The sequence below is a fragment of the Crossiella sp. S99.2 genome (assembly GCF_023094165.1).
Lineage (GTDB): Bacteria > Actinomycetota > Actinomycetes > Mycobacteriales > Pseudonocardiaceae > Crossiella.
Genome location: NZ_JALMDK010000001.1, coordinates 255,653 through 280,200, shown reverse-complemented (window position 1 = coordinate 280,200; position 24,548 = coordinate 255,653). Strand labels below are relative to the sequence as shown.

General features: G+C 71.2%; 30 protein-coding genes. 8 read left to right on the top strand and 22 right to left on the bottom strand.

Annotated features, from left to right (window positions below; genetic code table 11):
* Positions 1 to 104: 104 nt before the first annotated feature.
* The 5 genes from MZC64_RS01300 to MZC64_RS01280 form a co-directional block, all read right to left on the bottom strand.
* Entirely contained in the window at positions 105 to 938 is an 834-nt protein-coding gene (locus MZC64_RS01300; RefSeq protein WP_247755248.1) for a hypothetical protein, read from the bottom strand.
* Positions 938 to 1,480 (bottom strand): RNA polymerase sigma factor, encoded by a 543-nt coding sequence (locus MZC64_RS01295; protein WP_247755247.1) that lies wholly within the window; start codon positions 1,478 to 1,480, stop codon positions 938 to 940. The genes MZC64_RS01300 and MZC64_RS01295 overlap by 1 nt, the downstream gene beginning before the upstream one ends.
* A 66-nt stretch (positions 1,481 to 1,546) precedes the next feature.
* On the bottom strand, positions 1,547 to 2,164 hold the full coding sequence (locus MZC64_RS01290; protein ID WP_247755246.1) for a TetR/AcrR family transcriptional regulator: 618 nt from the start codon (positions 2,162 to 2,164) through the stop codon (positions 1,547 to 1,549).
* A 26-nt stretch (positions 2,165 to 2,190) separates the two neighbouring features.
* Positions 2,191 to 2,931, bottom strand: coding sequence for a hypothetical protein (locus tag MZC64_RS01285; RefSeq protein ID WP_247755245.1), 741 nt, complete (start codon positions 2,929 to 2,931; stop codon positions 2,191 to 2,193).
* Between the two features lie 32 nt (positions 2,932 to 2,963).
* The gene (locus tag MZC64_RS01280) at positions 2,964 to 3,482 is read right to left on the bottom strand and encodes a SigE family RNA polymerase sigma factor (protein WP_247755244.1); all 519 of its coding nucleotides are present in this window, start codon (positions 3,480 to 3,482) and stop codon (positions 2,964 to 2,966) included.
* A 162-nt stretch (positions 3,483 to 3,644) separates the two neighbouring features.
* On the opposite strand from MZC64_RS01280, the gene MZC64_RS01275 reads away from it, so the two are divergent.
* Both MZC64_RS01275 and MZC64_RS01270 read left to right on the top strand, forming a co-directional pair.
* Entirely contained in the window at positions 3,645 to 4,691 is a 1,047-nt protein-coding gene (locus MZC64_RS01275) for a GntG family PLP-dependent aldolase (RefSeq protein ID WP_247755243.1), read from the top strand.
* A 15-nt stretch (positions 4,692 to 4,706) separates the two neighbouring features.
* Positions 4,707 to 5,318, top strand: a complete 612-nt coding sequence (locus MZC64_RS01270) for an HAD family phosphatase (protein WP_247755242.1) — start codon at positions 4,707 to 4,709, stop codon at positions 5,316 to 5,318.
* On the opposite strand, the gene MZC64_RS01265 is transcribed toward MZC64_RS01270, so the two are convergent.
* Entirely contained in the window at positions 5,290 to 5,451 is a 162-nt protein-coding gene (locus MZC64_RS01265; RefSeq protein WP_247755241.1) for a hypothetical protein, read from the bottom strand. The genes MZC64_RS01270 and MZC64_RS01265 overlap by 29 nt on opposite strands.
* A gap of 86 nt (positions 5,452 to 5,537) precedes the next feature.
* On the opposite strand from MZC64_RS01265, the gene MZC64_RS01260 reads away from it, so the two are divergent.
* Complete coding sequence (locus MZC64_RS01260) at positions 5,538 to 6,056, top strand: MarR family transcriptional regulator (RefSeq protein WP_247755240.1); 519 nt, start codon at positions 5,538 to 5,540, stop codon at positions 6,054 to 6,056.
* On the opposite strand, the gene MZC64_RS01255 is transcribed toward MZC64_RS01260, so the two are convergent.
* The 10 genes from MZC64_RS01255 to MZC64_RS01210 form a co-directional block, all read right to left on the bottom strand.
* Complete coding sequence (locus tag MZC64_RS01255) at positions 6,057 to 6,446, bottom strand: hypothetical protein (RefSeq protein ID WP_247755239.1); 390 nt, start codon at positions 6,444 to 6,446, stop codon at positions 6,057 to 6,059.
* Between the two features lie 101 nt (positions 6,447 to 6,547).
* A complete protein-coding gene (locus MZC64_RS01250) occupies positions 6,548 to 7,723 on the bottom strand; it encodes a pyridoxal phosphate-dependent aminotransferase (protein ID WP_247755238.1) in 1,176 nt (391 codons plus the stop codon).
* Positions 7,724 to 7,743: 20 nt separating this feature from the next.
* Positions 7,744 to 8,862, bottom strand: coding sequence for a WXG100 family type VII secretion target (locus MZC64_RS01245; RefSeq protein ID WP_247755237.1), 1,119 nt, complete (start codon positions 8,860 to 8,862; stop codon positions 7,744 to 7,746).
* Positions 8,859 to 9,161, bottom strand: coding sequence for a hypothetical protein (locus tag MZC64_RS01240; protein WP_247755236.1), 303 nt, complete (start codon positions 9,159 to 9,161; stop codon positions 8,859 to 8,861). Before MZC64_RS01240 ends, MZC64_RS01245 begins: the two co-directional genes overlap by 4 nt.
* Positions 9,162 to 9,179: 18 nt before the next feature.
* Positions 9,180 to 10,427 (bottom strand): phosphoribosylamine--glycine ligase, encoded by a 1,248-nt coding sequence (gene purD / locus MZC64_RS01235; protein WP_247755235.1) that lies wholly within the window; start codon positions 10,425 to 10,427, stop codon positions 9,180 to 9,182.
* Between the two features lie 11 nt (positions 10,428 to 10,438).
* Complete coding sequence (locus tag MZC64_RS01230) at positions 10,439 to 11,593, bottom strand: glycoside hydrolase family 76 protein (RefSeq protein ID WP_247755234.1); 1,155 nt, start codon at positions 11,591 to 11,593, stop codon at positions 10,439 to 10,441.
* Between the two features lie 63 nt (positions 11,594 to 11,656).
* Positions 11,657 to 12,307, bottom strand: a complete 651-nt coding sequence (locus tag MZC64_RS01225; protein ID WP_247755233.1) for an RNA methyltransferase — start codon at positions 12,305 to 12,307, stop codon at positions 11,657 to 11,659.
* Positions 12,308 to 12,312: 5 nt separating this feature from the next.
* On the bottom strand, positions 12,313 to 12,876 hold the full coding sequence (gene pyrE, locus MZC64_RS01220) for an orotate phosphoribosyltransferase (protein WP_247755232.1): 564 nt from the start codon (positions 12,874 to 12,876) through the stop codon (positions 12,313 to 12,315).
* On the bottom strand, positions 12,873 to 13,538 hold the full coding sequence (locus tag MZC64_RS01215) for a hypothetical protein (RefSeq protein ID WP_247755231.1): 666 nt from the start codon (positions 13,536 to 13,538) through the stop codon (positions 12,873 to 12,875). Before MZC64_RS01215 ends, pyrE begins: the two co-directional genes overlap by 4 nt.
* 6 nt (positions 13,539 to 13,544) lie before the next feature.
* On the bottom strand, positions 13,545 to 14,324 hold the full coding sequence (locus tag MZC64_RS01210) for an SDR family oxidoreductase (RefSeq protein WP_247755230.1): 780 nt from the start codon (positions 14,322 to 14,324) through the stop codon (positions 13,545 to 13,547).
* A 106-nt stretch (positions 14,325 to 14,430) separates the two neighbouring features.
* On the opposite strand from MZC64_RS01210, the gene MZC64_RS01205 reads away from it, so the two are divergent.
* The 4 genes from MZC64_RS01205 (at position 14,431) to MZC64_RS01190 (ending at position 16,702) form a co-directional block, all read left to right on the top strand.
* Positions 14,431 to 14,964 carry a hypothetical protein gene (locus tag MZC64_RS01205; protein ID WP_247755229.1) on the top strand — a complete coding sequence of 178 codons (534 nt, stop codon included), beginning with the start codon at positions 14,431 to 14,433 and terminating at the stop codon, positions 14,962 to 14,964.
* Between the two features lie 117 nt (positions 14,965 to 15,081).
* Complete coding sequence (locus tag MZC64_RS01200; RefSeq protein WP_247755228.1) at positions 15,082 to 15,603, top strand: hypothetical protein; 522 nt, start codon at positions 15,082 to 15,084, stop codon at positions 15,601 to 15,603.
* Between the two features lie 35 nt (positions 15,604 to 15,638).
* The gene (locus MZC64_RS01195) at positions 15,639 to 16,163 is read left to right on the top strand and encodes a hypothetical protein (RefSeq protein WP_247755227.1); all 525 of its coding nucleotides are present in this window, start codon (positions 15,639 to 15,641) and stop codon (positions 16,161 to 16,163) included.
* Positions 16,160 to 16,702, top strand: coding sequence for a hypothetical protein (locus tag MZC64_RS01190; protein ID WP_247755226.1), 543 nt, complete (start codon positions 16,160 to 16,162; stop codon positions 16,700 to 16,702). The genes MZC64_RS01195 and MZC64_RS01190 overlap by 4 nt, the downstream gene beginning before the upstream one ends.
* A 19-nt stretch (positions 16,703 to 16,721) precedes the next feature.
* Here the strand turns inward: MZC64_RS01190 and MZC64_RS01185 are convergent, their stop codons facing one another.
* Together MZC64_RS01185 and clpB are read right to left on the bottom strand one after the other, a co-directional pair.
* Positions 16,722 to 17,423, bottom strand: a complete 702-nt coding sequence (locus MZC64_RS01185; protein WP_185000829.1) for a hypothetical protein — start codon at positions 17,421 to 17,423, stop codon at positions 16,722 to 16,724.
* Positions 17,424 to 17,556: 133 nt separating this feature from the next.
* Positions 17,557 to 20,139 carry an ATP-dependent chaperone ClpB gene (gene clpB, locus MZC64_RS01180; RefSeq protein ID WP_247755225.1) on the bottom strand — a complete coding sequence of 861 codons (2,583 nt, stop codon included), beginning with the start codon at positions 20,137 to 20,139 and terminating at the stop codon, positions 17,557 to 17,559.
* Positions 20,140 to 20,254: 115 nt separating this feature from the next.
* Between clpB and MZC64_RS01175 the strand changes: the two genes are divergently transcribed.
* Positions 20,255 to 20,851 carry a histidine phosphatase family protein gene (locus MZC64_RS01175; RefSeq protein WP_247755224.1) on the top strand — a complete coding sequence of 199 codons (597 nt, stop codon included), beginning with the start codon at positions 20,255 to 20,257 and terminating at the stop codon, positions 20,849 to 20,851.
* A 60-nt stretch (positions 20,852 to 20,911) separates the two neighbouring features.
* Here MZC64_RS01175 and MZC64_RS01170 read toward each other — a convergent pair whose 3' ends face one another.
* The 4 genes from MZC64_RS01170 to MZC64_RS01155 form a co-directional block, all read right to left on the bottom strand.
* A complete protein-coding gene (locus MZC64_RS01170) occupies positions 20,912 to 22,552 on the bottom strand; it encodes an MDR family MFS transporter (protein WP_374205590.1) in 1,641 nt (546 codons plus the stop codon).
* Positions 22,549 to 23,019, bottom strand: coding sequence for a MarR family transcriptional regulator (locus MZC64_RS01165; protein ID WP_247755223.1), 471 nt, complete (start codon positions 23,017 to 23,019; stop codon positions 22,549 to 22,551). Before MZC64_RS01165 ends, MZC64_RS01170 begins: the two co-directional genes overlap by 4 nt.
* Before the next feature lie 110 nt (positions 23,020 to 23,129).
* Positions 23,130 to 23,576 carry a MarR family transcriptional regulator gene (locus MZC64_RS01160; RefSeq protein ID WP_247755222.1) on the bottom strand — a complete coding sequence of 149 codons (447 nt, stop codon included), beginning with the start codon at positions 23,574 to 23,576 and terminating at the stop codon, positions 23,130 to 23,132.
* Positions 23,577 to 23,633: 57 nt separating this feature from the next.
* Positions 23,634 to 24,329, bottom strand: coding sequence for a pyridoxamine 5'-phosphate oxidase family protein (locus tag MZC64_RS01155; RefSeq protein WP_247755221.1), 696 nt, complete (start codon positions 24,327 to 24,329; stop codon positions 23,634 to 23,636).
* Between the last annotated feature and the right edge of the window lie 219 nt (positions 24,330 to 24,548).

Genomic DNA, 24,548 nt, shown 5'->3' with positions numbered 1-24,548 from the left:
TGAGCACGTGGCGGTCGGCACCCCCAGTGTCGACCGCCACGTGGCCGGCGCTGAAGATCAGCGCCGGCCACTATGGGATGTCCGGAACGAGCGGTTGGTTCCGGCTACTTCAGGTTCAGCCCCGGATTGGCCACCAACCGGATCAGCTGCTCGTAGCTCATCGCCTCGGTGTGCTTGTCCACCGGGTTCTCGTACAACTGCACCATCGTGCCGTCGGTGCGGAAATGCATGACATTCAGGCCCCGCTTCAGTGGCTTCCGGTCGGGGGCATTGAGGGCCATGTTCTTCTCAATGCTGCTCCCCGCCTTGACCACCACGGTGCTGCCGTCCGGCTGCGAGATCCGATCACAGCGGCGACGCTCCGTCACCTCAGGGTCGTCCTCCGGCTTTCCCTGCGCGTCGACCAGCACCGCGCACTGCTCACGGAGCTGGACGCTTTGCATGATCAAGGCGGCCTTGCCGTAGATGTGCAGGTTGAAGCTCTGTTCCCCATTCGGAGCGGTGAACTTCACGGTGTTCGCGAGGTAGTCCCAACTGTTCGGCCCGCCGTACTGGGAGAACGCGTCTGCCGTCACCTGCGCGTCCGGCTTGACCTTCTTGATGATCCCCGGCAGCTCGCGCTCCAGCCGCTCCTTCTGCTTGCTGAGGTCCACCTTCGGGTCGGGCAGCCGGGGCACCTCGGTCTTGGTCACGGTGGGCCAGGGCGTCGGCGGCGGCGCCGCGACCGAGATGCTGTCCGCTTCGCCGGGCAGCACCAGGCTCACCGAGAAAGCGGTCGCGGCCACCGCCAGCGTGGTGCCGATGCTCACGCCCAGCAGCGCGCGTCGGCGCTTGTGCAGCTTGGCCGCGGTGTCGGCCACCCGGTCCGGGTCGAAACCCAATGGCGGCTCCGCGCCGCCGATCCCACGCAGATCGTCGATCAACTGGTTCTCGTTCATCACACGCTCCTCCCGGCGACTGGCACGTACTCGACGTCCAGCCGCTCGACGACCGCGCGCAGGGCGTCCAGCCCGCGCGCGGCCTGGCTCTTGACGGTCCCTTCCGAGCAGCGCAGTGCGGCCGCGGCATCCGCGATGGACAGGTCTGCCCAGTAGCGGAGGACCACGGCGGCACGCTGCCGCGGTGGGATCTCGGTGAGCGCGCGCAGCAGTAGGTCCCTGGTCCCCGTGGCCGGTCCGGCCAGTGCGGGATCAAGATCGGCGCCGGGCTGGTCGGGCACCTGGCCGTCGCGGTTCTCGACGGTGCGCCAGGGTTTCCTTCGCTCGTCCAGCCAGCAGCGGAGCAGGACCTGCCGCGCGTAGTTGTCGACGGTGTTCTTCCGTTGCACCTTGGGCCAGGCCCGGTACATCTTGATCAGCGCTGTCTGCGTCAAGTCCTCGGCGAGGTGCCAGTCCGCGCACAACAGGTAGGCCAGCCGCCGCAGCGACATGGCCTTCGTTCTGGCGAACTCCCGATAGCTCGCGTCATCCTCGGCTCGCATCCAGCGCCTCCCATCACCCAGATCCGCCTTTACTCACGGAGGCAGCCGGGAACAGGTTGCACGGTGTCAGCGGCGGCCGGGCAGGTTTGCCCGCAACATCCGGCGGGCGCCGTCCCTGGGGTCGGGGTTGCTCTCGATCAGCGCGTTCACCACCGCGCCGTCCACCAGCGCGACCAGCTCGTTCAGCCGTTCCCGGCTCACCGGGGTGCCGGAATGCGCGAACAGCTCGGTGAGCAGGGCCATCAGCTCCTCGCCGAGGCCGCGCATCAGCTCGGTGAGGAATGGCCGCCTGGCGCTGCCGACCAGGCGTTCGTAGCGCAGCAGCACCGGTTCCAGGCCACCGTCCCTGGACGCGCGGCCGAGCAGCAGGTCCAGCATCAGCTCGACCAGGTCCGCCGCGCACACCGGACCGTCCCGGTCGGACAGCTCATCCAGGCAGGTCCGGCCGAAGGTCAGCTCGGCCCGGGAGCTGTGCTCGATCGCGGCCGCCACCAGATCGTCCAGCGAGCTGAAGTAGTAGGTGGTGGAGGCCAGCGGCAGTTCGGCCCGCTCGGCCACCGCGCGATGCCGGATGGCGTCGAACCCGCCCTCGGCGAGCAGCGCGGCGGCCGCCTCGATCAGCGCGTGCCGCCTGCGCTCGCCCTTGGGCGTGCTCGCGGGATGTCTGCCGGGGGTCTCGGACATAACCCGCGATCGTGCCAGAAGCGGACTCAGAACACCTCGGAGAGCGCCTTCGCCAACCGTTCCAGCTCAGCGGCGTACGGCGGGGTGGCCTTGCCCTTGGCCGGTTTGCTGGACACGGTCAGCGGGGCGCCCTTGGCGGTGTGGGCGGTGTAGCCGCGGCTGCGCTCCGGCCCCTCGAATGCCTGGCCGTTCCTGGCCATCGGGCCGCCGTCCGGGCCGAGCACCACGGTCAGCACGCCGTCGGGCAGCTTCAGCGCGACGCCACGCGAACCCGGTGCCGTGCACAGCTCGCCCTGGGGCTGTTCCAGGGGAAGGGAGGTGACGGCCGGAAGCTCGACGGCGAGGGCGGCTGCGAGCTTCCGGTCCGCCATCCCGCACCCTTCGGTGCCACCGGCCGAGGGGCCGGCGCTCGCTGATGTTTCCCCCTGCTTGGAAACATCAGGCGAGGTCTTGGGGTTGGACCGGCTGGTGCCGGGATCCGCGGTGGAGGCATCACCGCCGGGGCCGCGCAGCACGCCGCCCTCCGCCGTGGCCTCACCCGAGGACGCCGTGTTCGCCGGGGTCGGCTCCGGTCCGAGCAGGTTGCTCACCACCAGCGTGCCGCCGAGCAGCAGCGCCGCGCCGAAAGTCGATCCGGACAGGATCAGCTTCCGTTGCCGCGCGCTCGCCTGGTGCGAGGCGGTGACCACGTCCTGCTCGTTGAAGGACGGCGGTGGCACCTCACGCACGGCATCGCGGAGGGCGTCCGCGAGTTTGTGCTCGTCCACCTACATCCACCTCCTCGACCCGATGATCCCGCTCATGTGGCGGACCTCAGATCGTCCAGTGCGTCACCCAGCGCCTCCCGCAGGGCATCGAGCCCGCGGGCGGTCTGACTTTTCACGGTTCCCTCCGAACAGCCCAGCGCCTTGGCCGCGGCCGAGACGTCCAGACCTTCCAGGAACCGCAACACGAGCACCGCGCGCTGCCGCGGCGGGACCCGCCGCAAGCCGTCGAGCAGAGCCGACCTGGTGGCCACCGAGTCACCGACCTCCGGTGTGCTCGCCGGAGTCTCCGGCAGCTCGTCCACGACGCGTTCGCGCCGCCACGGCCGCCGGGACTCGTCGATCGACGCGCGCACCAGCGTGCGTCTGACATAGGCATCCAGGGCACCCTTGTCCCTGACCTTGCGCCAGCGCCGGTGCAACGCGACGAACGCGGTCTGGGCCAGGTCATCCGCCCGGTGCCAGTCGCCGCAGAGCAGGTAGGCCGTCCGTCGCACCGCATCGCGCCTGGCGAGGAAGTACTCGGCGAACTCCTGCTCCTCGTGATGGTCCACGCGGAACTCTCCGCTCGTCTGCTTGCACCTACTGGACGAAACAACTGCGCACAACGGTTGCACGTTCCCGGGAAGAGATCCACGTCACCCCCCGCGTGCCCGAGCCCGCGAGCTGGGCATTCGCCGCTCGATCCGCGGCGGCGAGTGTGGTGTGATCGTATCGTGACCTACTCGGCTCCGATTGACCTGCGATCGGACACCGTCACCAAGCCCGATGACCGGATGCGCGCGGCCATGGCCGCCGCCGAGGTCGGTGACGACGTCCTGGACCGCGACCCGACGATGCGCGCGCTGGAGGAACGCGCCGCCGACCGGCTCGGCATGGCCGCCGCGCTGTGGGTGCCCAGCGGCACCATGGGCAACATCATCGCGCTGATGATCCACCTGCGCCGCGGCGACCGCTTCCTGGCCGCCAAGGACGCGCACGTGCTGCAGAACGAGCTGGGCGCGCCTGCCTGGCTGGCCGGCGGCATGCCGGCCGAACTGCCCTGCGAGCTGGGACCCGGCCGGATGGCGCCGGAGACCGTGCGCGCGGCGGCGGGCGCCGCCGGTCCGTACTACGCGCTGCGCACCACGCTGCTGTGCCTGGAGAACACGCACAACGCGGCCGGTGGCGCGGTGGTGCCGATCGAGGAGCACACCCGCCTGGTCGCCACCGCGCGCCAGACCGGGCTGCGGGTGCACCTGGACGGGGCCCGGATCTGGAACGCCTCGGTGGCCCTGGAGGTGCCACCGGCGGCGCTGACCGTGGGCGCGGACTCGGTGCAGTCCTGCCTGAGCAAGGGCCTGGGCGCCCCGGTGGGTTCGGTGCTGGCCGGGTCGGCGGAGTTCGTCGACGAGGCGCGCCGGGTGCGCAAGATGCTCGGCGGCGGGGTGCGCCAGGGCGGTGTGCTGGCCGCGGCCGGACTGCTCGCGCTGGAGCGGGTGAGTGAACTGGCCGAGGACCACGCCAACGCCCAGCTGCTCGCCGACGGACTGACCGAACAGGGCTGGCGGGTGCAGCGGCCGCAGACCAACATCCTGCTGGCCGGGGTGCCGGACCTGGACCTGGCCTTGCAGCGGCTGACCGGCGCGGGCGTGCTGGCCACCCCGATGGCCGGGCAGGTCCGGTTCGTCACGCACCGGGATGTGGACCGGGCCGGGATCGTGGAGGTCCTGCGCCGGATCGAGAAGGAAGACGTGCTCCGCAACCAGACCGCGGCGCGATAAGGCGAGAGGGAACACATGTACTGGGTGGTTTTCGACTACGGCGAGGTACTCAGCCGGAAGACGGCCGCGCTGCCCGCGCTGGCCCAGCAACTCGGCGTGTCCGCGGCGGAGTTCGAGCCCGCCTACTGGGCCGAGCGGGAGGCATACGACCGTGGCTGCCCGGATGCGCGGTACTGGCGTGCGGTGGGCGACCGGCTCGGGGTCGCGGTGGACGAGGAGACCGTGGTCGCGCTGACCAAGGCCGACGGCGAGGGCTGGCTGGTCTTCGAGCCGGAAGCCGAGGCGCTGCTCGACGAGCTGCACCAGAGCGGGGTGCCGCTGGCACTGCTGTCCAACGCGCCTGCCGCCTTCGGGCGTGCGGTGGAGCAGCGGGACTGGTCGGCCAAGTTCCGCACGCTGGTCTTCTCCGGCGACCTGGAATGCGCCAAGCCCGACCCCGAGATCTGGGCCGAGCTGGTGCGCAGGCTGGATGCCCAGCCGGAGCAGTGCGTGTTCTTCGACGACCGCCAGGTCAACATCGACGGCGCGCTGGCCGCGGGGCTGGACGCCAGGCTGTGGGCCGGGGCGGCGGACGCCCGCGCCTACCTGGCCGGGAAACTCAGTGGATCTGGCGGTTCTGCTTCTTGACCCAGGTCACCGCGGTGGCCCCGACGAAGATCACACCACCCACGATGGCCAGCCAGAACAGTCCCTTGACCAGGAACCCGATCACGGACAGGGCGATCCAGCCGACCAGCAGGATCCCGATGATCATCAACATAACGCTCTCCCCTCGCGAACCTCTCGGTCGATGAACGATCGAGCGGCCAGCGGAGTTCCATCCGGCCCGTTGGCAATAATGGCCAGGTGAGCGAACCACGCTGGCTGAGCGAAGCCCAGATGCGCGCCTGGGTCCACTTCCTGGACGCCAGCCGCCTGGTGGAGGAGCGGGTGGCCCAGCAGCTGCGCCGGGACCACGGCATCACGCACTTCGAGTACGAGGTGCTGGTGCGGTTGTCCGCGACCCCACAGCGGCGGATCAGGCTGGCGGACCTGGCGGCGCAGGTGGTGGCCGCCAGGCCGCGGCTCACCCATGTCATCGACCGGTTGCAGCAGCGCGGCTGGGTGCGCCGGGAGGCGGTGCCGGATGACGCCCGCGGGTACTTCGCGGTGCTCACGCCGGAGGGATACGCCGCGCTGGAGAGCTTCGCGCCCAGCCATGTGGAGACGGTGCGGGCCGCGCTGATCGACCAGCTCACCCCGGGGCAGATCGACGCGCTGGGCGATGTCATGTCGCACCTGTCGGTCAAACTGCGCTCGGACCGCGAGGGCGGTTGCGGCTGGCCGTCGGCGGGAGTGCGCGGCACCGGCACCGAATCCGGCTGATCAGCAGTCGTTGTACTTAGCGCCGATCGGCGGGAACTCCTGGAGATCGGCCCACAGCGCGAGACAGCGGCCGTTGGGGTTGAACGGCGAGGCGACCAGGGTCACCACGAACTTGGCCACCGGCCCGCACAGCGCGTTGGCCGGGGCGGGCACGATCACGCTGCACCCCAGTGAGACCAGGGTTTCGCCGCCGGTCTTGGCCGCGTCGTAGAGGAACTTGGTCTCCTCCTTGGTGAACTGGTGCCGCAGCCCCTGCTGGGCGACGGCGAGTTCAGCGCCGGAGAGGGTCATGACGGGCTCGGCGCTGGCCGGGGCGGACAGGCCGAGGCCGGCGACCACGGTGACCACGGCGGTGGCGGCCAGGCGGCGGAGGAAGGTCGAGGCGCGCATCCGTTCGTCCTTTCTGGACGGTGAGGGAAGGACGCCCCGACGCTAGGCGCGGGTTTTCCGCGGCTGCCGCCCCGTTGGTCGGGTATCGGCTATGCCCCGGGTCACAGCGTGGGCAGCCAGCTCCCGATGCGCGCCACGGCCTCGGTGATGGTCGCGGTGGCCGAGGCGAAGGAGAGCCGGACGAACCGGTTGCCGTGCACCGGGTCGAAGTCGATGCCCGGCACCACCGCGACACCGGTGTCGGCCAGCAGTTTCCGGCAGAAGCCCATCGAGTCCTCGGTGAGGTGGCCGATGTCGGCGTAGACGTAGAAGGCGCCGTCGGCCGGGGCCACCCGGTCGATGCCCAGCCCGGCCAGGCCGGAGAGCAGCAGGTCCCGGTTGGTGCGGTAGCGCAGCACGTGCGCGTCCGCCTCGGCGTAGGACTCCTGGGTGAAGGCGGCCACCGCGGCGTACTGGGACAGCGCGGGCGGGCAGAGGGTGAAGTTGCCGGTCAGGCAGTCCACCGCGCGGCGCAGTCCGGCGGGCAGCAGCAGCCAGCCCAGCCGCCAGCCGGTCATCGCGAAGTACTTGGAGAAGCTGTTGGCCACGATCGCTTCGCGCGAGGTCTGCCAGGCGCAGCCGAGCGGCTGGCCGTAGCTGATGCCGTGGTAGATCTCGTCGCTGACCAGCCGCACCCCGTTGGCCGCGCACCACGCCGCGATCCGGGCCAGCTCGGCCGGGTCCAGCCCGGTGCCGGTGGGGTTGGCCGGACTGGCCACGATCAGCCCCTTGATCGGCTGGTCGAGGGATTCCAGCAGCTCCACGGTGGGCTGGAACCGGGTCTCGTGCTCGCACGGCAGCTCGACCACCTCGCAGCCCAGCGCCCGCAGGATGTTGCGGTAGGCCGGATACCCGGGCCTGGTCAGCGCGACCCGGTCGCCAGGATCGAAGGCGGCCAGGAAGGCCAGCAGGAATCCGCCGGAGGACCCGGTGGTGACCACCACGTCCTCCGGGCTGACGTCCAGGTCGTAGGTGCGCCCGTAGTGCCCGGCGATGGCACTGCGCAGCTCCAGGATGCCGAGCTGCTCGGTGTAGCCCAGGGTCTGTTTGGCCAGCGCCTCGGCCGCGGCCGCGCGCACCGGCGCGGGCGCGGGACTGGACGGCTGCCCGGCGGCGAGGGAGAGCACGTCACCGCGTTCGCGTTGCCGCTTGGCCGCCGCGGAGACCACGTCCATGACGTGGAACGGCGGGATGTCGGCACGGGCGGCGACGGAGAACAGCGAGGTCGGCTGGGCCATGGCCGCAGCCTAAACAGCGCTCAGTAGCCGCGGTAACCCGATCCGGTCTTGACTCCCACCACACCCGGCACGTTGGACACCGAGCCGTAGCGCTCCACCGAGTACCGGATGCCGGCGATGATGTTGTCCACCGGGTTCCAGATGTCCTTGTGCCCTGGCACTGACCAGCGGTCGAAGGTGGGGTCGATGGTCTGCATGAGGCCCTTGGACGGGGTGCCCTTGGCCGCGTTGGAGTCCCAGTTGTTGATCGCCTGCGGGTTGCCGCCGGACTCCTTCTGGATGATCATCCAGATGTCGTTGGGGTTCATCTTGTCCACCGGGTAGCCCTGGGCCTTGAGGATCTCGATGGCCTGGTTGATCCACTCGGCCACCTGCCCCTGTGGCGCGGGTCCGCCGCCGGGCGGTGGTCCGCCGCTGGGACCCAGCCCGCCACCGCCGCCTCCGCCGGTACCGCCACCGCCACCGCCGCTGGAGCCGGACCCGCCGCCGCTTTCCCGCGGTCGTTCGGCCGGTCGTTCCTCCTTCTTCGGCTCGGGGCTGGGCTGCCAGTCCACCTTCTTGCCCGGTGCGGGCGCGAAGGGCTGGCCGTCGGGGGCGTCGAGCTTGGCGAACTTGGGTTCGGCGGACCGGCCGCGCAGGGCGCCGAGTGCGCCGCGCAGGGCGGTTTCGGCCTCGGTGACCTTGGGCTGGGCGTCGGCGATGGCCTCCTTGACGAAGCCCTCGATCACCGGCCGCACGTCCTCCTCGGGCTGGTTCCGGTTCTGCTGTTTGAAGGTGCGCACCCGGCTGAGCAGGTTCTCGCAGATGGTGTTCACCGACTGCTCGGCGCCGGAGAGGGCGTCCGCGGCGGCCCGGAGGTCGCCGGCGGCCTGGGTGAGGGTGGTCTGCGCGGCGGTGGCGGCGGTGTCGAACTTGCCCATGTAGCCAACGAAGCCGTCCGCGGAGCTGCCCTGCCAGGCGGCGTCCAGTCCGGCCACCGATGTGCGCACCGCGCCAGCGCACTCGCCCGCCTTGCCCGCGGCCTCGGTCCAGCGGGTGGCGACCGCGCGGATGGCCTCCGGATCGCCGTTGACCTTGTCGCAGATCTCGGCGAGGGCCTGGCCGCCGGGCAGGCCGGCGACCGCGTCCCTGGCGCTCACCGGCGCACCCCGTCGGCGTTGGCGCGCTCGGTGTCGGCCACCGTGCGCTGCACCGCGTCCAGTGCCCGGTCGATCTTGCCGAGCAGCACCTCGGCCGCGTTGAAGTCCTCGTTCATCGACTTGTCCAGGGCGTCCAGGGCCTGGGCGAACGCGCCGGAGTCGGCGAGTTTGCCGAACATGGCCGCGTTGCTCGCCGCCTTGGGGAAGCCGTCCCCGACCGCGCCGAACTGACCGGCCTGGCCGGCCACCGTGGTGCGGCAGCCTTCCAGCGCCTCCCGGTTGAACTTGACCATCCCCACACTGGGGAGGGTAGGACGTCAGCGGGCTGCCTGGGCTGCCTTCAGGGCAATGTCCGTTCGGTGGTGTGAACCGGTGAGGTGTACCCCGGCCACCCGCCGGTACGCCTCGGCGCGCGCGGCGTCCAGATCGTCCCCGGTGCCGACCACGGACAGCACCCGGCCGCCCGCGGAGACCACCGCGCCGTCGTCCCGGCGCCGGGTGCCGGCGTGCAGCACGCCCTCGGCGTCCGCGCCGGTGATCACGTCGCCGGTGCGCGGCAGGCTCGGGTAGCCCTCGGCCGCGACCACCACGGTGACCGCGGCGCCCTCGGCCCAGTCCAGCTCGGCCTGCTCGTCCAGCCGACCCTCGGCCACCGCGAGCAGCAGGCCGGCCAGCGGGGTGCGCAGCAGGGCCAGCACGGCCTGGGTCTCCGGGTCGCCGAACCGGCAGTTGAACTCGATCACCGACGGGCCCTCGGCGGTGACCGCCAGGCCCGCGTAGAGCACGCCCTGGAACGGGGTGCCGCGCTTGGCCAGCTCGTCCACTACCGGCTGGGCCACCGTGGTCACGATGGTCTCGACCAGGTCGGGGGCGGCCCAGGGCAGCGGGGCGTAGGCGCCCATGCCGCCGGTGTTCGGGCCGCTGTCGTTGTCGCCGACCCGCTTGAAGTCCTGGGCGGGCAGCAATGCGCGCACGGTGCGGCCGTCGGTGAGGCAGAACAGCGACACCTCGGGACCGTCCAGGAAGGACTCCAGCAGCACCGGGTGGCCGCCGTCGAGCAGCTTCATCGCGTGCGCGCGGGCCGCGTCCAGATCCCTGGTGACCACCACGCCCTTGCCCGCGGCCAGCCCGTCGTCCTTGACCACCCAGGTCGGGCCGAATCGGGCCAGCGCGGCGTCCAGCCGGGCCGGGTTGTCCACGATCTCGCTGTGCGCGGTCGGCACGCCCGCCGCGGCCATGATCTCCTTGGCGAAGGCCTTGGAGCCCTCGATCCGGGCGGCTTCCTTCGACGGTCCGAAGCAGGGGATGCCCGAAGCGCGCACCGCGTCGGCCACCCCGGCCACCAGCGGGGCCTCCGGACCGACCACGACCAGGTCGGCCTTCCACTCCGCGGCCAGCGCGGTGACCGCGGCCGGGCTGGTCGCCTCCACGCCGTAGTTCTCCGCGACCGCGGCGGTGCCCGCGTTGCCGGGAGCGCAGGCCAGCGCGGTCACCCCGGGATCACGGGACAGGCCAAGCAGCAGGGCGTGCTCTCGGGCACCGGAACCAATCACCAGGACGCGCACGGAGCGGCAGTTTAGAGGGTGCGGGGGCGGCGGGCCGAGCCGCGGTCGTCGAAGCCGGCCCGCTCCAGCAGGGCCGCGGACTCCAGCGCCAGCCAGCCCGCGAGCTGCACGGACAGCTCCCGCTCGGCGCGCGGCCCCGGCGCGGGGGCCTCCCCGGCGACCGGGCGTTCAGTGGGTGAGATGGCCGGGACCGTCCACTCCGGACCGAACAGCGGGCCGCCCCTGGCCACCGCCCGGTTCCGCCAGGCCGCCTCGGCCGAGGCGAAGACCACCCGCGCGGCCAGCACCGCCGCCGGGTCGTCGCGCAGGGCCAGCGCGGCCGAGGCCAGGTTGCGGGACAGGATGCCCAGCGCCGGACCGGGTTCGTGACCATGCAGCACGTCGTCGGCGTCGGCCAGCTTCTCGGCCACCGCGGTGACCAGCCCGGCGGTGGCCTCCGGCCAGCCGCGTTCGCCGGTGCTGACCGCCAGCCGGGCGCAGGCGCCGAGCACGTAGGCGTTGCCGGTCACCGAGATCGCCCGGTCCAGTGCGCCGGGACCGCCGTCCGGGGCCACGCTCAGGCCGGTGACCACCAGACCGTCGTCGAGCAGGTGCTGCAGCATCCAGTCCACTGTGGACCGGGCGCGGTGCAGATCGGCCTTTTCGCCGCCCTCGGTGGCCAGCTGGGCGAACAGCAGCGCGGCCGCGCCGTTGGCGAGCGCGCCCTTGCGCCCGGCCGGTTCGTCCGACCACAGGCCGCCGCCGGCGTGATCGCTCCAGCTCTCCCGCAGCCTGCGCACGGCCAGCCGGGCCAGCGCGGGCCGGGCGGGTGCGGCGGCCCGGCTGTGCGCGCGGTGCAGGGCCAGCGCGAGCGCGGCCAGTTCGGCGTTGCCCAGCTGTTTCGGCCGTGCCCGCAGCCCGCGGATCAGGCCGGTCAGCCGGGCCTGCCGGTCGGCGGTCGGCGCGCGCAGCCAGGCGTCCACCGCGCAGTCCAGCAGGGTGGCCCGCCACGGCGAGCGCTGCGGCGGCCGCAACCGGCTCGCCGGCCAGACGTCGAGTTCGCGCAGGCGGCCGGTCAGCAGGCCGCGGCGCAGCTGGCGGGCGCAGACCGCGCGTTCGGCCACCGCCGCCCGCGCCGCCCACAGCTCGGGCCGGTCATCGCCCCGGCCGCTCCGCCTGCCACTCATCCGCCCATGGTCCGGTTCGCCGGGGATGGATCGGCGCAACCGCCACCCGACGCACCGGGAATCTCACCAGGCCGTGTCCAGATCCGCGTGCGCCCGCACCCAGGCGTGCATGACGATGCCGGCGGCCACTCCCGCGTTGATCGAGCGGGTGGAGCCGAACTGCGCGATCGACACGGTCAGCTCGGCCGCCTGCGCCGCCGCCGGGGTGAGCCCCGGCCCCTCCTGGCCGAACAGCAGCACGCAGTCCCTGGGCAGGGTCACCGTCTCCAGCCGGGCCGCGCCCGGGGTGTTGTCCACCCCGACCACCACCAGGCCCTGTTCACGGGCGTGCGCCGCCAGCGCGGCGATGTCCTCGTGGTGGTGCACGTGCTGGTACCGGTCGGTGACCATGGCGCCGCGCCGGTTCCATCGTTTGCGCCCGACGATGTGCACCGCGCGGGCGGCGAAGGCGTTGGCGGTGCGCACCACGGTGCCGATGTTGTGGTCGTGCTGGAAGTTCTCGATGGCCACGTGGAAGCCGTGCCGCCGGGTGTCCAGGTCGGCCACGATCGCCTCCCGCCGCCAGTACCGGTAGGCGTCCACCACGTTGCGGCGGTCGCCCTCGGCGAGCAGGTCGGGGTCCAACCGCGGATCATCCGGGGCCGGACCCGCCCACGGACCCACCCCGACCTGCTCGGCGCCCCATTCGGTCGGGCCCGGTTCGTCGACGAACACAGTGCTCAGAGCCCCAGGTCTGCCAGGTCGAGCAGGTAGCGGTAGGGCAGCCCCTCGGCCTCGATGGCCTCCCGCGCGCCGGTGCCCCGGTCCACCACGGTGGCCACGCCGATGACCTGGGCGCCGACCTCGCGCAGGGTGGTCACCGCGGTCAGCACACTGCCGCCGGTGGTGGAGGTGTCCTCCACCGCGAGCACCCGCTTGCCGACCACGTCCGGGCCCTCGACCGAGCGCTGCAGGCCGTGTGCCTTCTGCGCCTTGCGCACCACGAAGGAGTCCACCGTGCGCAGCGCGGGATCGGCGGCGCTGGCGTGCATCATCGCAGTGGCCACCGGGTCCGCGCCCAGGGTGAGTCCGCCGACGGCGGCGTAGTCCCAGTCCGCGGTCAGCTGGGCGAGCAGGCGGCCGATCAGCGGGGCGGCCGCGTGGTGCAGGGTGGCCCGCCGCAGGTCGACGTAGTAGTCGGCTTCCTTGCCGGAGGACAGCGTCACCTTGCCGTGCACCACGGCCAGTTCACGCACGAGAGCGGCCAGCTCGGCCTTGGCCTGGGGGTTGATCTGGGAGGTCACGAAGGGTCAGCTAAGCACATCAGCTCGCCGGCGTACTCGGCGAGCCACCGCACCGCGGGCAGCTCGAACCGCCCCGGCCACCACACCACCAGATCACCCGGCCCCCAGCGCAGGCTGACCTCGCGGGCGTGCGGGTGGTGCAGCAGCCAGTGCCGCAGCCGCGGGTTGAGCAGGTGCCCGACGAACTCGGGCACCTGGCACTCGACGAAGAAGGCGTCGTCGAACACCGGATCGCCGGTGGGCTGACGCCGGGTGCCGAACAGCCGCAGCAGCCCCTGCCCGGCCCGCCGCTGGACCAGGGTCAGCTCGGGAGCCTGCGCCCGCAGCGGCAGGGCGAGCACCACGAAGTCGATGGTGGACTGGGCGTCGTGCACCTGCTGGCTGACCTGGGCGCGGAATGCCACCAGCGGCAGCCCCCGGTGCGTCCCGGTGATCGACTCACCGCTGGGCAGTCCCGGCCCGAACGGCGAGTTCCGCACGGTGAACCGGTCCCGCAGCACCTTGGGCGGGGTCCAGCCGTGCTGCCAGCCGAGTTGGGCCGCGGCCACGGTCAGCGCGGCCTGCCGCGCCTGCTCCCGGCGATGCGCCCACACCAGCAGGACCGGCACCCCGACCAGCACCACGGCCACGAAGACCAGCACCAGCACCACCAGGAAGGCCATCGCGGATCAGGTGCGGCCGCGGCCCCCGCCGACGCGGGAGGCCAGCCTGCGAAGCAGGGTGCGCGGCAGGAACTTGGTGACCGCGACCAGCGCCTTGTACTGGAGGCTGGGCACCGAGACGATCTTGCCGGCGCGCAGGTCGGCCAGGCTGTCGTGCACCAGGCGGTCGGCGTCGAGCCAGAAGAAGCCCGGGGTGCCGGACATGTCGATCTGCGCCCGCTGGTGGAACTCGGTGCGCACAAAGCCGGGGCACAGCGCCATGACCCTGACCCCGGTCCCGGTCAGGCTCATCGCCAGGCCCTCGGACAGCAGGGTCACGTAGCTCTTGCCCGCGCTGTAGGTGGAACCGCGGCCGGGGAAGAACCCGGCCACGCTGGACACGTTGATCACCGCGCCACTGCCGCGCTCGCGCATGCCGGGCAGCACCGCGTGGGTCAGCCGCAGCACGCTGGTCACGTTGACCTCGTGCTGGTGCAGCAGCTCCGCAGGCGTGTTCTCCAGGAAGTCCTTGCCGGTGCCCAGACCGGCGTTGTTGACCAGCAGGTCGATCGGCGCGGCGGTGTCCCGCAGCCGCGCCTCCACCGCCTCGCGCTGACCAGGGTCGGCCAGATCGGCGACCAGCACCTCGGCCTTGATCCCGTGCCGCGCGGCGAGCTGATCGGCGAGTTCACCCAGCCGGGTGGCATTGCGCGCGACCAGCACCAGGTCGTGTCCCTCAGCGGCCAGGCGGCGGGCGAAGGCAGCGCCGATCCCTGCGGTGGGCCCGGTAATTAGCGCGATCGGCATAACAAGCAACCTACCGGGCTGCACTCGGCGTAGAGAACTGGTAACGAAGTGGATATAACGGGACGAAGTCACCCGTGTAGGTGATCAAGCACTCGGGGGGACGTGCATGCGAACGACCATCACAGCGCTGGTGATCGTCTCAATCGGCTTGCTGGGCGGCTGCGGTCTGACCCTGCCCGCGCCGCCGACACCGACCACCCAGTCCACCTCGACCACCCCGCCGATCCCGAGCTTCGGCGGCCGGTTCGCCTGGCCGAGCGGCCTGGAGATCACCCTCGGCGCGGCCACCCCGCACACCCTGTCCGAACAGGCCCGCGGGCTGTACCCGAACATCGGCCGGGTGATGGCCTTCGCGGTCACCCTGGTCAACCGCACCGACCGCCCGGTCAAGCCGGCGATCATGGTCTTCTCCGCCCGCCGCACCGGGGTGCCCGATCCGGAGGCCGCCAAGGCACCCAGCATCCGCGACCAGGCGGCCAACATCGGCATCGGCCTGGACACGCCCGACCTGGCGCCGGGCCAGACCTTCCAGGGCACGGTCGCCTTCGGCCTGCCGGAACAGCCAGGGCCGCTGCGCGTGGAGGTGTCCCCTGACCTGGTCGGGGCGCAGCCGAGGGCGGTCTTCGAAGGCACCGCCTGAGCCGTCAAGTCCTGGCCGGGAGGTCTGCCCATTCGGGCCGAATAGGGTGACCAGGAAGTTGATCAGCGGAACAATGACATCCGGGGGCCGATCATTGTTGATCGAGGGGGAAACATCATGAAGCGTGCGGCTTTCGCCACCGCTGTCTGCGGCCTGACGCTGGGCGCGACCGGCTGCCTGCCGTCGCTGCCGGAGCAGCACGGTTCGACCGGGCAGTACACCGCGACCGTGCCGCGCACCGCGCAGTTCGGGCAGCGCTACAGCTGGGCCGACGGTGTGTCCGTGGAGTTCTCCCGCCCCACCCCGCTGCGCTCGCCGCTGATCGGCCCCGGCCGCCGCGGCGTGCAGCTCACCATGACCGTCAGCAATGGCGGCAGCGCGCCGCTGCGGCTGCCGATGACCAAGCTGGACGGCACCTTCTCCGAACGCGGCACCGGCCGGATCGTGGACGCCGAACCGCTGGTGGACAAGGTCGGCAAGATCGGCATCAGCCCGGACTCGCCGGAACTGCCCGTCGGCCGCAGCATCCACTGGCAGGTCGGCTTCTCCGTGAGCGAGTCGGCTGGGACTCTGCTGGTCGCGGCCTCGCCCGGCCAGGGCGCGAAGTACCAGGACGTCACCTTCGCCGGCGAGGTCTGACCGGCAATCCGGGCGCAGCTCTGGGGGAGATCAACTTGCGCGCAATTTCCATCGTTGTAACCGGCACCCTGTTACTCGGTTCGGCGGGCTGCACCTTCATCCCGGTGCCGGTCCCCGTGCAGCCGACCGGCCTGCCAGGACCCAGCTCCACAGCGGCGCGGACGGGCAAGTTCGGCGACGCGGTGGAGACCCCGGGCAAGGTGCGGATCGAGTTCGCCAAACCGGAGCCTTATCAGCTGGGCCAGACCCTCGACGAGGACGACCGCAAGCACGCCCGCGGGGTGCTGCTCGTCGCGACCATCACCAACAACACCGGGAAGACCCTCACCAACCTCTACACCGTGAGCTTCGGCTCCTTCACCGAGAACGGCGGCAAGGAGGTCGTCGAGGTCCGCGCGGTGACCGCGCCGGACACCACGATCAGCGTGCCGGACCTGCCGCCCGGCAAGCTGACCAAGGTCCGGCTCGCCTTCGGGCTCGGCGCGAAACCGGGTCTGCTCCGGCTGGACGTGCGGGATCTGGCCGGTGGCGCCCAGGTCTACTTCGAGGGAGAGGTGTGAGCGCCCGGCGCGGTGCGCTGCCGCTCGGCCTGGCGGTGCTCGCCCTGACCGCCTGCACCCCGGACCCACAGCCCGCACCACCACCGCCCGCGCCGCCCACCAGCACGGTCCTCCGTTTCGGCAACCCGCCCGGCACCGCCTTCGGCGCCGAGGTGACCCTGCCCGCGGGCTACCGGCTGACGGTCTCCACGCCCCGGCCGATCCCGACGGCCGAGCTGCCCGCGGACGCCCGGCGTCCCGGCAAGCGCGCTGTGGTGTTCACCGTGACCGTGGTCAACACCAGCCCGGCGCCGCAGCGCTTCCCGGATCCGACCTTCAGCGGCTCGTTCGCCGCGCACGACTCGGCCGAGGTGGTCAGTGCGACCGGCCGGCCCACCGAAGAGTTGATCAAGCTGCTCGACGAGGACAAGCCGATCCCCGCCGGCGGCACGGTGCGGGTGGACCAGTGGCTGCTGTTACCTGACCGACCGGGCGTGCTCCAGCTCAAAGGGCTCACCCGCGCCGCCGCGGACAGCGTCACCTACGAGGGCGAGGTCTGAGTCAGGGCCCAGGTTTGAGTCAGTGCGGGGTGTGCTGGGTGCCGTCGGCTGAGGGCGCCGCGGTGTCGTCGGCGGCGTCCACGTCGAACGGGTCGACGAAGTCGGCCACCTCGCCCAGATCGCTGAGCAGCCGTTCCAGCCGGGCCGGGTCGGCGTTGGGCGGGGCGGCGGCCAGCACCCAGGAGCCCTCCAGCCAGACCACCATGATGTCGTCGCCGATCTCGTCGATGGTGTCGACGAAGTCCGGCGTGATCAGCGGGTGCACGATGGCCATGTCGGTGGTGAAGCCGTAGCGGTTGCCCACCGGGCCGTACAAGTCCAGCTCGGCCTCGCGCTCGCGGGCGAACGGGACGCTGGGCTCCCACAGCTCCAGGATGGTGGGCACGGTGCGGCGCATCCGGACCGCGGCGATCACCATGGTCACCTTGTTCGACTGCTGGTGGTCGAGCACCTGCACCAGGCGGCGGCCGTCGGCGGTGAACATCGAGCCGGTCACCACGTCGACCGCGACACCCTGCTTGGAATAGGCGAGCCCGCCGTGCTTCCACTGGGTGAGCAGCACCTGGTCCTCATCGGTGAACCGCCAGCCGCGCAAGGCGGCCCAGCGGCGGCGCTCCCGATTGCGCGCTGTGCGTTGCGCCCGGTCCGTGCCCAGCAAGACCGCGCCGGCGATGGCCGCCAGCACGGCCACCGAGAACCAGATCCACGCAGGTATGCCCACAGTCGCAGCCTAGCGGTGCGAGCCGCCCTAGCCGAGATCACATTCGGTCCAGTAGGCCCCAATTGGCCCTGAAGTCGGACCCGGAACGGCGTAGCCCACCCGTCTGGCGGAGTGGGCCACGCCGATTACTGCCTTATGCCTTGGCAACATCCAGGCCGGAATTGTCGTCCCGAACATCGACCAGGATCTTGTCCCCGTCGGTGATCTCCCCGGCCAGCAGCTTGCGGGCGAGCTGATCGCCGATCGCCGAGGACACCAGCCGCCGCAATGGCCGCGCGCCGTAGACCGGGTCGAAGCCCTGCAGCGCCAGCCAGCCCTTCGCCGATTCGGTGACTTCCAGAACGAGTCGCCGCTCGGCGAGTCGCCGGGCCAGCCTGCGCACCTGGATGTCCACAATGGAGGTCAGTTCCTCGGTGGCCAGCGCGTGGAAGACCACCACGTCGTCCAGCCGGTTGAGGAACTCCGGCTTGAAGTGCCGCTGCACCACCGCGAGCACCGCGTCCTTGCGGGCCAGTTCGGACATGGTGGCGTCCGCGATCACCTGCGAGCCGAGGTTGGAGGTGAGCACCAGGATGGTGTTGCGGAAGTCCACCGTGCGGCCCTGGCCGTCGGTGAGCCTGCCGTCGTCGAGCACCTGGAGCAGCACGTCGAAGACGTCCGGGTGCGCCTTCTCCACCTCATCCAGCAGCACCACGCTGTACGGCCGCCGCCGGACCGCCTCGGTGAGCTGACCACCCTGGTCGTAGCCGACGTAACCGGGCGGCGCGCCGACCAGGCGGGCGACGGTGTGCTTGTCGCCGTACTCGCTCATGTCGATGCGGATCATGGCCCGCTCGTCGTCGAAGAGGAACTCGGCCAGCGCCTTGGCCAGCTCGGTCTTGCCGACGCCGGTGGGGCCAAGGAACAGGAACGAGCCGGTCGGCCGGTCCGGATCGGCGACTCCGGCCCTGGCCCGGCGCACCGCGTCGGAGACCACCCGGACCGCCTCGGCCTGACCGACCACCCTGGCCCCGATGGCCTCTTCCATCCGCAGCAGCTTGGCGGTCTCGCCTTCGAGCAGCCGGCCGGCCGGGATGCCGGTCCAGGCGGAGACCACATCGGCGACGTCGTCCGCGGTGACCTCCTCCTTGAGCATGGCCTGCTTGTCCTCGGTGACCGCGGTGGCCGCCTCCAGTTCCTTCTCCAGCGCCGGGATCCGGCCGTAGCGCAGTTCGGCGGCCCGGCCCAGATCACTGTCCCGTTCGGCCCGCTCGGACTCCCCGCGCAGCTGCTCCAGCTGTTCCTTCAGCTCCCGGATGCGGTCGATCGCGCCCTTCTCGCCCTTCCAGCGCACAGTCAGCTCGGCGAGCTGCTCGCGCCGGTCGGCCAGTTCGGCGCGCAGCGTGGCCAGCCGGAACCTGGACCCGGCATCGTCCTCTTTGGACAGCGCCATCTCCTCGATCTCCAGCCGCCGCACCGCCCGCTCGACCTCGTCCAGCTCCACCGGCCGGGAGTCGATCTCCATCCGCAGCCGGGAGGCGGCCTCGTCGACCAGGTCGATGGCCTTGTCCGGCAGGAAACGCGCGGTGATGTAGCGGTCGGACAGGGTGGCCGCGGCAACCAGCGCGCCATCGGTGATCCGCACGCCGTGGTGGACCTCGTAGCGTTCCTTGAGCCCGCGCAGGATGCCGATCGCGTCCGCCACGCTGGGCTCGCCGACCAGCACCTGCTGGAACCGCCGCTCCAGCGCAGGGTCCTTCTCGATGTGCTTGCGGTACTCATCCAGCGTGGTCGCGCCGACCAGCCGCAGCTCGCCGCGGGCCAGCATCGGCTTGATCATGTTGCCCGCGTCCATCGCGCCCTCGCCAGTGGCGCCCGCGCCGACGATGGTGTGCAGCTCGTCGATGAAGGTGACCACCTGGCCGGCGGAGTCGGTGATCTCCTTCAGCACGGCCTTGAGCCGCTCCTCGAACTCACCGCGGAACTTCGCGCCGGCCACCATCGCGCCCAGGTCCAGGGAGACCACTCGCTTACCGCGCAAGGACTCCGGCACGTCGCCGGCCACGATCCGCTGGGCAAGGCCCTCCACGATCGCGGTCTTGCCGACGCCGGGCTCGCCGATGAGCACCGGGTTGTTCTTGGTGCGCCGGGACAGCACCTGCACCACCCGGCGGATCTCCGCGTCCCGGCCGACCACCGGATCCAGCTCGCCCTTGCGGGCCCGCTCGGTCAGGTCGACGCCGTACTTCTCCAGCGCCTGGTAGGTGCTCTCCGGATCGGCGCTGGTCACCCTGCCCGAACCGCGCACCTTGTCGAATGCCTCGCGCAGTGCCTCGGCACTCGCGCCGTGGCGGCGCAGCAGATCGGCCACCTTGCCGCCCTCGGCGGCCAGGCCGACCAGCAGGTGCTCGGTGGAGACGAACTCGTCGTTCATCTCGGTGGCCAGCTGCTGGGCGTGGGTGAGCACCCGCAGGCTCTCCCGGGAGAACTGCGGGGCGGAGACCGTCGCGCCGGTGGCGGACGGGAGCTGCTGAGCCAGCCGGTCCAGTTCGGGCCGCACCCTGGCGACATCCGCGCCAACCGCGGCCAGCAGCGGCGCCGCGAGGCCGTCGGCCTGCGCGAGCAGCGCGCCCAGCAGGTGCACCGGCCCGACATCGGGATTTCCGGCCACCCCGGCGGCCTGCACCGCCGACGTGATCGCCTGCTGGGTCTTCGTGGTCGGGTTGAAAGCGTCCATCCCTCACCTCATCGGCACGTTCGTCCAGTCACAGGGATAACGTCAGAAAAGTTGAGCGTGTTCCGCTCAACTCCAACTTTGACAACCGAGATCCGGGCCACACGTCCCACAAGATATGGCGAACCGACTGCTGTACCTCCTCCGGCACGGCGAGGCGGCCGAGGACGACTCGCTCACCGAGCGCGGCCGCGAGCAGGCCCGGCGCACCGCGGACCGGCTGGCCGGGGTGTCCTTCGCCGCGGTGCACCACAGCACCACGACCCGTGCGACGGAGACGGTCAAGGCGCTCGCCGAAGCACTGCAAGGCGTTCCGCACTACCCCTCTGACCTGCTGCGGGAGTGCGTGCCGAGCATCCCGGACCACCGGTTCCTGACCCCGGCCCAGGTCGAGTTCTTCACCGGGTTGTCACCCCAGGTGCTGGCGGATGAGGGGCCTGGGCAGGCCGCGGCGGCGCTGGCCCGCTACGCCGGGACCGCCGAGGAGGACCGGCGGGAACTGGTCGTCACGCACGGGAACCTGATCCGGCACTTCGTGGCCGCGGCCCTGGGCGCGCCCAGCCACGCCTGGCTGAACCTGGCCGACTACAACTGCGGGCTCTCGGTGATCCTCTACCGGCCGGCGCGGCCGAGCGTCGTGGTGGTCTACAACGACGTCGGCCATCTGCCGCCGGAACTCCGCGGCACCGAGTTCCCGGCCGAGCTGCGGATGTGAACAGCGGGAAAACGCCGGGTTATTTGTCCACAGGTGGCTCATCCCCAGCTCAGAGCGGTTTTACACAGGGTTGTCCACAGCCTTGTCCACCGTCCGCCGGCAGCCCTCCACAACCTGGGCAAACCTGCCCCCAACTGCACTGATGGGCCGCGAAGGCGTCAACAGCCTGTCCACCGGCGTTGCCCGGTTATCCACAGCTTCCCCAGGGTTGTCCACAGGTTTTGGGGTGGCTGTGTGTTCACCTGTGGAGCCTGGCGTGTTGTTGCGCAGCGGGACTTCCTTGATCAGCGCGATCGCGACCAGGGCGACCAGCGCGAGCGCGGCGGCGATCAGGAAGACCAGGCCACTGGCATCGCCCTGGGCGTCCCGCACCGGCTCGCCGTGCCCGACCAGCTGGCCGACCCGGCCGGCCAGCACCGCGCCGAGCACCGAGACCCCGGCCGCGCCGCCGAGCGAGCGGAAGAACATCACCGAGGAGCTGGCCGCGCCGAGGTCGGTGGCCGGCACCGCGTTCTGCACCGCGAGCACCAGGTTCTGCATGGTCAGGCCCATGCCGATGCCGACGATCAACAGGTAGCCGGCGAGCAGCCAGACCGGGCTGGTGTGCGTGATGGTGGCCAGCAGGGCGAGCCCGGCGAAGAGCGCGATGGCGCCGGTGACCAGGTAGATCTTCCACCGGCCGGTCTTGGTGATCCGGCGGCCGGACCAGGTCGAGGTCAGCACGTAGCCCAGGGCCAGGGGCATGCCGAGCAGTCCGGCCACGGTCGGGCTGAAGCCACGGGCCTGCTGGAAGTACTGGCCGATGAACACCGAGGCGCCGAACATCGCGGTGCCGATCCCGAGGCTGGCCAGCACGGACAGCAGCACGGTGCGGTCCCGGAACAGCCGCGGCGGCACCACCGGCTCGGCCGCCCTGGACTCCACGAACACCGCGAGTCCGAGCGCGAGCAGCGCGCCCAGCAGGTAGAGCCCGCTGGTCGGGGAGATCCAGCCGAAGTCCTTGCCCGCGAAGGAAACCCACAGCATCAGCAGGCTGACCCCGCCGATGATCAGGGTGGCGCCCAGCCAGTCGATCCGGACCTTGCGGCGCAGCACCGGCAGGTGCAGCGTCTTGTGGATGACCACCATCGCGGCCAGGGCCAGCGGCACGACCAGGAAGAAGCAGTAGCGCCAGCCCAGCCACGGGGTGTCCACGATGAACCCGCCGACCAGCGGTCCGCTGACCGTGGCCACCGCGATCACCGCGCCGGTGTAGCCCGCGTAACGGCCGCGTTCGCGCGGGCTGACCATGGCCGCGATGACCACCTGGGCCAGTGCCTGCAGACCGCCGACGCCCAGGCCCTGCACCGCGCGGTAGGCGATCAGTTCGGGCATGGAGGTGGCGATCCCGGCCAGGATCGAGCCGAAGGCGAAGAGTCCGATGGCGACCTGGTAGAGCAGTTTCTTGCTGAACAGGTCGGCGAGTTTGCCCCAGATCGGGGTGGTCGCGGTGGCGGCCAGCAGGGTCGCGGTGACCACCCAGGTGTACTGGCCCTGGCTGCCGTGCAGGTCCTTGAGGATGCTGGGCAGCGCGTTGGCCACGATGGTGGAGCTGAGGATGGCCACCAGCAGGGAGAGCAGCAGGCCGGTCAGCGCCCGCAGGATCTCCCGGTGCGACATCGGCGCCAGTGCCTCGGGGTCCCGGGGTTCGGGCGGGCTCACCCGGTGGCCGCCACCCGCTTCGGACTCAGTCCGCCACGCAGGTCGCAGGTCAGCCGTTCGATCAGTCGGCTCGCCTTGGCGAGATCCTCGTCCGTCCAGTCCGACAGCGCGCTCCGCATCCACTCGATCTGCTCCTGTTTCCACTGCTCGATCAGCGTGATCCCGGCCGGGGTCGCGCTGAGCAACATGGCCCGCCCGTCCTCCGGCGAGATCCGGCGTTCCACCAGACCGGCGCGTTGCAGCTGGGCCACCTGCCTGCTCACCACGGAGGGATCGACCGCGCGTTCCTGGGCGATCTCGCCGGAGCGGCGCGGTCCGTTGACCACCAGCTCGGCCAGCAGGCCGACCGCGGCGAGGTGCAGCTCGCGTTCGTCCCGCCAGACCCGGTGCGCGACCGCGTGCCGGATCTGGACCAGGTTCTTCACCTGCCGCAGCAGTTCGAAGACGGAATCGGGTCGTGGGTCCACGTTGACCACCCCCATGGTTGCCTGACGCAACTATATCTCGTTAGTTGCAGATAGCAACCTTTTTACGGTCGGTAGCCGCTGAGGTCTCGATCACACCTTCGTGGAGTGGGTCAGAGATCCTGGTTGAGCCTGCCGAGCAGACTCGACAGCGATTCGAGGTCGCCGGTGCTCCAGGTGCGGAAGTGCTCACGCAGTTTGCCGCGCCGTTCGTGCCGCACCTCGGAGAGGCGCTGGCGGCCGGAAGCGGTCAGCTGGACCAGCCGGGCCCGGCCGTCGTACGGGTCGGCCACCCGCTCCACCAGCTCCAGCCGGTGCAGCTGGGCGATCTGCCTGCTCAGCGTGGACTTGTCCAGGCCGAGCTGTTCGACCAGGTCAGTGGCGCGCACCGACTCCCGGTCGTCGATCAGCAGCAGCAACGCGTAGGCCGCGGAGTCCAGTTCGGGGTGGATCCGGGCAGCCAGGGACATCGACATGCTCCTGGACCGGCGCATCAGCAGAGCCAGCTCACGCTCCACCGCCTCGGCCGCCGTCCGGCGTACCGGGTCGTCGCTGTCCACTCTTCTCCTTGAAGCCGGTCTGCCCCCAGAACCAGGACATACCGTACCCAGTGCAGGTCAAGACCCGGTGGAGTCCCGCCACGGCTTGGGCATCGCCTTGGCCTCGAAGTAGTCGCCGCCCTTGCGCTTGACGTCGTCGGTGCCCCAGTCCCGGTCCCGCAGCACCGGCACCATCCGCGGGATGTGCTTGCGGCAGTGCACGTAGGCCTCCTCGACCTCGACCACCACCCAGCGTTCCGGAGTACGGCCGCGCTCGAAGTCCGCGGGCAGCCGCGGGTGCTCGGCCCGCAGGTCGGCGTCGTCGACGATCCGGGCCCGGCCGTTGACGTGCAAACCGATCACATCGTCCACGAAGTCGATCATCATCAGGCCGACGTGCGGGTTCTCACTGATGTTGCCGAGACTGGCCAACACGCCATTGCCCCGGTACTCCGGGTAAGCAACATGCTTGTCATCCAGCACCTGGATAAACCCGCGCGGCCCAGCCCGAAGAGAAGAATCACACTCTCCGTGACCATCAGCAGTGGCCACAAACAGCATTTCCATCCGCCCGACGAACTCGGTCATCACCGGATTGAGGTGATCCAGCACCTGATCCGAGTAGAACCGGGCGGCCCTGGACTCGGTGCCGAAGGCCCGCTGCAACAGGTGCTCGCCGCGGGATCCGGGCAGGCCGGCGGGGGCGGGCGGCAGTGGATCGGCCGGGCCGGAGAGGCTGCGCGGGGGCAGTTCGATCCGCCTGGTGGTCTCCATGCCGAGGCTCAGTTGCTGCGCCGGCCGGGCGATGACCCGGGTGGGGGCATCCAGTTGGCGGGTACGCGCGGCTGAAGTGTCGTTACCGCTCGTCGCGCTGCGAGCGGAATCCGCAGATTCCTCGACTGGCACACTGGACGTGACGGCCTGCTGCCGTGTGTGATCACCGGGTACGACCGCCGCCACCTCGGTGACACGGGCCGGTGAATCGGACAGCTC

Coding starts and splice junctions, on each gene's coding strand:
- MZC64_RS01300 (WP_247755248.1), bottom strand. CDS start 938: ATGAACGAGAACCAGTTGATCGACGATCTGCGTGGGATCGGCGGCGCG.
- MZC64_RS01295 (WP_247755247.1), bottom strand. CDS start 1,480: ATGCGAGCCGAGGATGACGCGAGCTATCGGGAGTTCGCCAGAACGAAG.
- MZC64_RS01290 (WP_247755246.1), bottom strand. CDS start 2,164: ATGTCCGAGACCCCCGGCAGACATCCCGCGAGCACGCCCAAGGGCGAG.
- MZC64_RS01270 (WP_247755242.1), top strand. CDS start 4,707: ATGTACTGGGTGGTTTTCGACTACGGCGAGGTACTCAGCCGGAAGACG.
- MZC64_RS01265 (WP_247755241.1), bottom strand. CDS start 5,451: ATGTTGATGATCATCGGGATCCTGCTGGTCGGCTGGATCGCCCTGTCC.
- MZC64_RS01255 (WP_247755239.1), bottom strand. CDS start 6,446: ATGCGCGCCTCGACCTTCCTCCGCCGCCTGGCCGCCACCGCCGTGGTC.
- MZC64_RS01250 (WP_247755238.1), bottom strand. CDS start 7,723: ATGGCCCAGCCGACCTCGCTGTTCTCCGTCGCCGCCCGTGCCGACATC.
- MZC64_RS01230 (WP_247755234.1), bottom strand. CDS start 11,593: ATGAGTGGCAGGCGGAGCGGCCGGGGCGATGACCGGCCCGAGCTGTGG.
- MZC64_RS01215 (WP_247755231.1), bottom strand. CDS start 13,538: ATGGCCTTCCTGGTGGTGCTGGTGCTGGTCTTCGTGGCCGTGGTGCTG.
- MZC64_RS01210 (WP_247755230.1), bottom strand. CDS start 14,324: ATGCCGATCGCGCTAATTACCGGGCCCACCGCAGGGATCGGCGCTGCC.
- MZC64_RS01205 (WP_247755229.1), top strand. CDS start 14,431: ATGCGAACGACCATCACAGCGCTGGTGATCGTCTCAATCGGCTTGCTG.
- MZC64_RS01200 (WP_247755228.1), top strand. CDS start 15,082: ATGAAGCGTGCGGCTTTCGCCACCGCTGTCTGCGGCCTGACGCTGGGC.
- clpB (WP_247755225.1), bottom strand. CDS start 20,139: ATGGACGCTTTCAACCCGACCACGAAGACCCAGCAGGCGATCACGTCG.
- MZC64_RS01175 (WP_247755224.1), top strand. CDS start 20,255: ATGGCGAACCGACTGCTGTACCTCCTCCGGCACGGCGAGGCGGCCGAG.
- MZC64_RS01155 (WP_247755221.1), bottom strand. CDS start 24,329: ATGGAGACCACCAGGCGGATCGAACTGCCCCCGCGCAGCCTCTCCGGC.